This is a genomic window from Streptomyces sp. McG3 (assembly GCF_018619185.1).
Taxonomy (GTDB): Bacteria; Actinomycetota; Actinomycetes; order Streptomycetales; family Streptomycetaceae; genus Streptomyces.
In genome coordinates, this window is the sequence record NZ_JAAXYC010000335.1 from 1 (window position 1) to 8,328 (window position 8,328).

The 8,328-nt window shown below is 74.7% G+C and carries 1 protein-coding gene; it reads right to left on the reverse strand.

Translation table 11 applies throughout. The features are described 5' to 3' along the window. Window positions 1-8,328: lonely Cys domain-containing protein (locus HET64_RS33270; protein WP_215110887.1), on the reverse strand; the 8,328-nt coding region annotated here is incomplete at both ends.

Sequence of the window (8,328 nt, forward strand, 5' to 3'; positions counted from 1 at the left end):
GGACGCGGGTGCGGTAGTGCGGCACCAGCAGTCGGACGCTCCCCGCAACGGTGTGTGCGGCGGCTGCCTGGAGCTGCATCTCCAGGTCGTCCTCCCCCTCCGGCTCCGCCCCGGGCCGCGCCGGGTTCCCGTCGGCGTCGGTCTCCGCGAACCGGACGAGCGGGTCCTCGTCGGTGCCCTCGTACAGGTCGAGGCCGAGCCGGGCGGGCACCTCGAAGAGTTCGCTGCCGTTGCGGGTGGTCATCGTGAACTGGTCGTAGCCGACCTGGCCGGCGGTGGAGGAGGCGTCGGTGAGCTGCCGGGTGCCGAGGTAGTCCGGGGCCGTGTTCAGGCCCCAGGAGCCCTGTTCGATGGGGGCGTTGAGGCCGCCTCCGCCGCCGAGGGCGCCGCTCAGCGCGGTGCCCCGCTGGCGGCCGCCGCCGGACTCGTACGAGCTGGAGCCGACGTGCAGCACGTCGGGCAGGCGGCGGGTGTGGACGGCGGGGCGGGTGGTGTCCCGGGCGGCGGAGAAGACCAGTTGCACACGACGGGTGCCCGAGACCGCGTTCGGCCGCTCGAACCAGACCGACTCCCCGCCGTCCACGGCGTCGGGCGCCGAGGAGGCGAGGCCGTAGGTCGAGCGCATCTGCCGCAGCCGCCGCAGGTTCTCCAACTGGGCCACCACGAGCGGCTCGTCCAGCCGGAACATCGCCGACCTGTTCCGGGGCCGGGCGGGCGGCAGGAACCCCTCCCTGCGCAGCCATGCCTCCGCGGCGGTGAACAGCGGGTCCGCCCCGTCCACCTTCAGCGGCGTCTCGGTGTACCCGATGCTCTCCAGGTTCTCCAGGTGCTCGGGGAGTTCGCGCAGTTCCGCCGGGGTCGGGCGGTGGCCCGCCATCGTGGCGCGCTGGGCGATCCGCAGCCGCAGGCCGTCCGTCCACGGGCCGAAGGTGGAGCTGACCCGGCCGCCGCCGGCCCGGTGCAGCGTCGCGGTGTAGGCGACCCGGCCGCTGGTCAGCAGGTGGCTGCTCTTGGTGCGGAGCCCGTGCATGAGCGTGGCGCTGCTGACGTTGCTGAGCTGGTCGGTCAGCTGCCAGTTGACGGCGGCCTTGCCCATGAGGTTGCCGCCGAAGGACGAGCCGGCGGCCGGGTGGCCGGGGGTGTGGTCGGTGGTGAACGCCGGCCCGCCGGCCGCCTCGACGCCCATACCGCTGGTCAGCTTCGCCGACTTGTCCACGCTGGACGCGTGCGAGAACCAGGTCTCCAGCGTGGACCTGCCGTCGGCGCTCTTGCGCATCGGCGGGCCCGGTTCGATCACCGCGGTCAGTTCCAGGACGCCGACCGCGTTGCCGTCGTCGTCCAGGAGGGTCGGCGAGAACACCCCGCCGTCGCGCTGGAGGTGCGGGGTGCCCTGGAGCATCCGCTGCGAGAGGAAGTCCTCCAGCGCCCGTTCCGAGTCCTCGTCGAGGTCCCGCAGCGCCGCGAACGTGTCGTCCTGGAGCAGTTCGGTCAGCAGGCGGCGCGGTTCGGCGACGCTGTCGCCGCCCCACAGCGGCAGGTCGTCCACATCGCCGGGCTCCGGCAGCGCGGTGGTGTCGTCGCCGTCGAAGGCGAGGTGCTCGTGGAACCAGATCGTGAGGGCGCCGTGCGACTGCTCGGCCTGCCAGTTGTCGGTCTCACCCTCGCGAGGCGTGTCGAGCTGGATCTGCCACCGCCCGTCCACGTCCATCGGGTGCGCGGGCTCCTCGGCCTGCTGCTTGCTCGTGACCAGGAAGGTCTCGCCGACGGTGACGGACTGGGTGAGCTGGTTGTGCGTCGCGGACACGTTGACGGTGCTGTCCCACCAGCGCAGCGCCCCGGCGCGGTCGTCCGGGAAGATCCCGCTCCACGGCACCGAGCCGGTGCGGATGTTGCCCGAGCCCTCGACGTGCGAGGTGGACTGCCCGCCGCCGGCCCTGGCCTCGACGCCCATGTCCGGGAGAGTCGGCGGGCGCTGGCCGGTGTCGCCACCGTACTTCGTGGACCGTACGGGGTCGGCGTAGGAGAGGCGTATGTCCACCGTCCGGTCGCGGCCGCCGTGCCGGATCGTGATCCGGTGTCCCTGGCGGCTGCGCAGGTACGGCCGGTTCAGCTCGATCTCCTCGGCGCTCAGCACGTCCTGGAGCCGGGTCAGCAGCCGCTGTCCGTCGGCGGTCTCCGGGTCGGCTCCGAGGGCCTCGACGATGCTCCGGTGCAGTCCGTCCAGGACGGTTTCGGGGGTCGGCTCGTGGAGGACGAGGCCGACGTGCCCGTCGTGGCGGCGGCCGTGGTCGCGGATGTACTGCGAGAGCGGGGCGGGCGCGACGGCGGTGGAGGTGGTCGCCGCCGCCGTGGACGACCCGGTCCCGGGGGCTCGTCCGGTGAACGTGTGGAGGGGGCCCTGCTGGGCGGAGGCACCGGGCAGGGCGGCGGGCCGCCGGGTCTGCCAGTGGTCGGTCCGTGCGGCCGTCCCCTCGGTGAGGACGATCGCGTTGCGGCCGCTCACCGGATGCGGGACGGGGGCGCTGGGCAGCTCGGACAGCAGGGTCGTGCGGGCCGTCCCGGCCCGCCCGGCGAGGTGCTGCGCGAGGCCGCCGGGGTTGGTGTGGGTACCGATCACCAGGAGCGGGGCGCGCAGGGCGATCTGCTGGTGGACCCGGTCGTGGCGGAGCAGGGCGGCGATCTCGCTGCCCGGCACCCAGCGACTGGAGCCGTCGGTCCAAGGCATGGCGACATGGCCGTTGGTGCTGTCCGCGGTGAGCACGTACGCCTTGGCGGCCGATCCCCCGGGGGCGTCGGGCCACGGCGCCGGGTGCGGGGTGGCGCCGTCCAGGCCGCCGTCGGGCGAGACGAGGTACCCCTCGGTCGCGATGTCCCCGGTGACGGTCCTGCGGGTCCAGTTGCGGCCGGTCGGCACGCCGTCGGCCGTCAGCCGGGTGCTGTCGTCGAGAGCGCCGTGCCGTACGAGGTCCCACGCGGCGAGTTCCGTCGGGTCGGCGGGGTCGAACCCGCTGACCGCCGCGCCGGCCATCAGCCACAGCAGCCGGTCGCCCGCCTCGTCCGGCGTCGGGGCGGCGGAGCCGGGCAGGTGCAGCGCCTTCTTCGCCAGGGCGACGGGGTCGGTCACCGACCGCAGGACCTCGGCGCCCTTGACCGCGCCCCACACCAGCCGGCTCACCTCCGCACGGGAGACCGCGCCCGCGTCCGGCAGCCGCAGCACGTCGGCGGCGAGCGCGGCCAGATCCCGCCCGGCCAGGCGCTTCAGCGCCCAGTCCAGCGACGGCATGGGCGTGTACTGGTGCAGCGTCAGCCGCCCGGCGGCGGCCTCGTCCCTCTTCCCGGCGGCGTCGAGCAGGACTCGCCGGACGTCGTCCCGGGACGGCGGGTCGTTGCTGGTGCGCTGGTGGCGGGCGTGCGTGACCAGGTGCAGGTGGTGGAGGGTGAACGGGCCCAGGACGCGCAGATGCGGATCGGCCCGGCGCATGTTCTCCAGGGCGCCGATACCTCTCAGCAGCGCCTCGAACTGGCCGTCCGATGCCACGTCGGCGCCGAACGACCGCCGCAGGGCCTTCACGAGGCGCAGCGTGGTGTCGAGGACGTCGGCGGGGACCGGCCCGTCCCCGGTGTGCAGATGGGCCGTTCGCGCCAGGGCGGCCAGTTGGGCCGGCCCCGGTTCGGGGAGCAGCAGGCTGCGCACACCCCGCTCGCCCGAGGGGCTCGCCAGCACACCCGCCTTCGGGGTCGCCCCGCGCATCAGCACATGGACGCGGTCCACCGCCATGACCCCGGCACCGCTGCCGTTGGCCACGCCCTGCGCGTAGGAGGTGGTGCCGAGGACGTCGAACACGTACGGGGGTTCCCCCGCGTCCGACAGATAGGGCAGGTCCTCCGCCATGGCGTCGGCCCAGCACGAACCGAGGTCGATGACGGCGTTCGGGCCGAGCTTCCGCATGCTGGGCCGGCGGCGGATGAACCGGCCGGTCTCCTCCCCGCCCACCTGGACCGGCGGACTGCCGTCGGCCACTTCCATCACCCCGCGCAGCGGCTGGCCGTGCTGCGCGAAGTGGTAGACCGGCCGCCCGTTCTCCAGCAGCGCGGCCGGTTCGCCGATCGCCCCCTCCGACACCGGGTCGAACTGGACGAACTCGGTGATCTCCGCCATGGATTCGAGCATGGGCTCGTTCGTGACCAGGTCGGGGTCGGACATGGTGACGCGGCCGATGGACCGGCCGTCGTCGCCGATGGTCCGCGTCTTCAGGGCGGGGTCGGGGAGGATCGTGCCGTTCAGCGCGGTCACGAAGCCTTCCTCGGCGACTCCGTCGGGGCCCAGGTCGTCGGCGTCGCTGCCGAACCATCCGCCCAGGGGCAGGCCTTCGGACCGCCGGTTCTCCACGACGATCCGCTCGACGCCGGTGGCGGGGTCGGTGACCAGACCGACCTGGCCACTGTGCGCCCAGACGCCGTCGCGGCCCGTCCGGAACGCCAGGGTGCGGGGCAGGGCCAGGCATTGGTCGCCGCCGTGGGCGAGCACCAGGACGACGGGGGTGCCCGCCGGAAGTCCGGCGATCCCGGGGTCATGGGCCGCCAGCTCCGCGAACTCCTGCCGGGAGACGCGGATGTGCCCTTGCCCCCAGGGGAGCATGACGTGGTCGTGTCCGCCGTCGGCCACCACCACGTACGCGCCGCTGTCGGCGTCCCACAGGGGGTCGAGCGGCCCCTGGAACTGGCCGTTGCGGCGCTGCCACACCTGGGTGGTGTCCACCGGCCCGACGGGCCGCCCGGTGAGGTTCAGCCCCTGGTAGGCGCCGTTCGCCGCCATGATGTGGCGCCCGTGGTCCAGCGCCCCGCCGGTCGCCAGGTGGTAGGCGCCGAGCGCGTCGACGCTCGACGACCATCCGGCGGCCATCGCGTTCTCCACCGTGACGAGGAGCTGGGCCCGCTGCCCGGCCGAGACCTCGGATCCTGCGGGCAGGTGCAGCACGCGCCGGGTCAGGCCGTCGATGTCCGGTACGGCGCCGGGCTCCTCCAGCAGGGCCAGCCGCTCCAGTTCGGCGGCGGCGTACGACTGATCCGACGCGGGGGCGCCGCCCAGCAGCCTTGGAGGCAGGCCGAGTTCACGCCGTACCCGGGCGGCCAGTTCGGTACCCGACACCGCGTCCGCACCGTGCGCGGCGAGATGCTGGGCCACCTGCCGTACGGCGTCGAGGTAGTCGCCGCGCGCGTGACGTGAGTCGGCGAGCACGGGGTGCAGCTCCAATGGCAGCACCAGCGATGTCGCCCGCCGCCACGCCTCGGCCGGATCCGTGCCGGTCGGCACTCCGGCGCCCCGGAGCGCGTCGAGCGCGAAGTTCTCGTGGGCGGCGCTCCAGGTGCGGCGGGAGGCGTGCGCCGCGATGCCGTCGAGCGCCTCGGACCAGGGGCCTGGCCGGTTCATCAGCAGGCGCACCCGCTGGACCGGGTCGGTGATCCCGCTGTCCTCGAAGCGCACGGAGCCGTTGAGGGAGGCCTCCAGCGCGGGGCCCTGGTCCGGAGTGACCCCGGCGGCGGCCAGCTCCTCCGGAGTGATGAGGTCGTCGGGCGCCGGACCCGGCGGGTCGACGGGCAGGTCCTCGGCGGTGACCAGGGCGGCCGTGAGCCGGCGTTCGTCGTCCGTGCGGGACACGCGCGGCACGATCGACGCGACGGCGGCGTCGTGGGCGGCGTCGGCGCCGAGATCGCGCATCCGGTCCAGGGCCGCGTCGAGCCTCCGCTGCGCGCGGCTCACGTCCTGCCAGGCGTCGTACAGCCGCGCGGTGTCGTCGGTGCCGCCCCGGCCGCTGGTCACCCGCGCGTCGAGCGTCGAGACGGTGCGGGCCGCCCGGCCGAAGGCGGCGACGGCGTCCTCGTGTTCGCGGCGGGCCGCGTCCACGGCATCGTCGACTGCCGCACTGCCGGGGAAGTCCAGCAGGACCGGCTCGTCGGCGGACGCGGTCTCCTGATCGGTGCTCCGGCCCTTGCCCTTGCCCGCTCCCGGGGTGGGCGCCCGGCCGTCGCCCCGGCCCTCGGTGGCGAGGGGAACGGCGGCGGGCGGGGTCTCCGCCGCGCTCTGTGCGATGGGCTCCTGCCCGGTGAGAGGCGGGTTGTCCGCGTCGGTGGTGGACGCGGACTCCGGGGGCTGCGCCGTTCCGGTCTCCGACGGCGCGGAGGACGTGGTGCGGAAGGGGACGGCCGCCCGGACCGGGGCCCCGGGGTCCATGCTGCCGGGAGTCGGCGTTCGCAGGGCCTGCGCCGGGTCGTCGATGCCGCTCGGGGGCCGGGTGCCCCGCGCGGTGAGAGGGTGGTCGGCCACGGCGCCGCTGGTGACGACGGACTCGACCGCCTGGAGGAAGTGCTGCGGAACGGCCGGGCCGGGCGTACCGGTGTCCGTGTCGCTCTGCCGTACCAGTCGGCGCAGGAGGGCCTCGGCCGCCGGGCCCCGGTCCGATATGCCTGCGTAGCCCAGCAGTTGTTGGAGCACCGCCGCGTCGTCGCGGGTCCGCCGCTCCGCCGCTTCCTCCGGGGAGGTGGCCGGATCGGCTTTGTGCAGACGCCAGTTGAGGTGGTCGGAACTCTCCGGCAGTCCGGTCCGGCTCAGTTCGACGGCCTCGGCGTGGTCGGGCGCGACCGTGAGCGTGACGTCGATGTGGAGCTGGTCGCCCGAGCCCGGGAGTTGGAGACCGTGGTTCAGGTGAGTGTCGAGGAGCGTGCGCATCCGCTCCTGGAGGGCGTCCAGTTCGGCCGGGGAGAACCCCTCCCCCGTCCGGACCGGCAGGTGGAGCGAGACGTTGCTCAGCCAGCGGCCGTCGTCGGCCTGGATGCGCTGGACCCAGGCCCGTACGGGGGTCTCCGGGCCGTCGAGCGGCGTCGTGTCCGCCGCGGTACGGCCGACATCGGACGGCGGGTCGGTCCGTACGGCGGTGGCGGGGGCGTCGGTCCGCCCCGAACGCCACTGCTCGGGCCGCACGGGATCGGCCACCGGCACGGCGGGCCCGGGCGTGGGTCCGGCGGGGAGGCCTGTCCCGGTCTCGGCTCCCAGTTCCCCGGTGGACTCGTTGGCGACCTCGCCGGTGGAGAGGTCCGAGGAGGTGCGTACGGCCTCCGGCGCGGCCGGGGCGTCCTCGGGCCCGGTCGTGCTCCGTCCGCCGCCGGGAGCGCGGACGGTGTCGTCGGTGCCGGTGCCCCGGGACCGCGGAGGAGCCGGGCTCTCCGTGCCGTCGGCCGTATCCTGCCGGCCCTCCGTGTCCGCCTGGCCGGTCTCCTGCCCGCCCGGCAGGACGTCGGCGTCGCCGGGCTCGGCCGGGCCGTTCTGGGAGGGCTGCTGGGACGGCTGCTGGGACGGCTGCTGCGAGGAGTTCCCCGTACCGGAGTTGCCCTGCTGTGCGCCCTGGTTTCCGGCTGCCGGCGCGAGGGTGTTCGGTCCCGCCGAGGTGGCGACGGGAGTGGGCGGGGCCACGGCGTCGGCGTCCGCGTCGGCCGGATTCGGCGCGCCGTCCGTCCGCTGGTGCACGGTGTCTTCGAGCCCCGGCTGCCCGCCGGTGCTCCGGCCTCCCGTGCCGCGTCCGGGGGCCTCCTGACCGGTGCCGTCGTCCTGTACGCCGTCCGCGTCCGTGTCGACCGGGACGTCGTCGGGAAGGTTCGCGCTGTCCGTGCCGTTCGGGCCGCCGATGGTGCTCGGGTCCGGTGCGGAGGACGAACCTTTGGGGCCGCCCGGGTTGTTGGGGAGGTCGTTCGTCGCCCCCGACGTGTCCGGAGACGTACCCGGCAGGAGGTCGGGCGCCAGGTCCGGCGTCAGATCGGGGGTGAGGTCGGGCGTGAGGTCCGGTGTGGTCTCCGGAGTCAGGTCGTATGAGGTGAGGTCGGTGTTCGTTCCGGGCCCGGACGTGCGCCCCGATGTCGGCGGGGGCGTCAGCGGCGTGCTGTCGGGCAGGGGCGAGGACGGCAGCGTGGAGGGCGTTGACGAGGACGAGGGCAGCGACGACGTGGGAGGCGGCAGCTGGGGCAGGGGCGACCCGCTCGTATCGGTGACGCCGCCGGACCCGTTGACACCGTTCGAACCGACCACGCTGTTGGGCCCGACGACGTTGCCGGGGTTGAGGAGGCTGTTCGGGCCGGTGACGCCGTTCGGGCCGCTGGTGTCGCGCGGGGAGAAGTCGGTGGGACGGGTCAGCGCGTCGGATCCCGCCTTCGGCAGGGTGTTCACGCCGGCCGGCGGCGACACGGCCGGCGGCGGCGTGTACGTGGGCGGTGGCAGGGTGCCGATCCCGCTGCCCGGACCGTTCGGCAGGTCGGCCGAGACCGTGTTGGGGTAGGGGG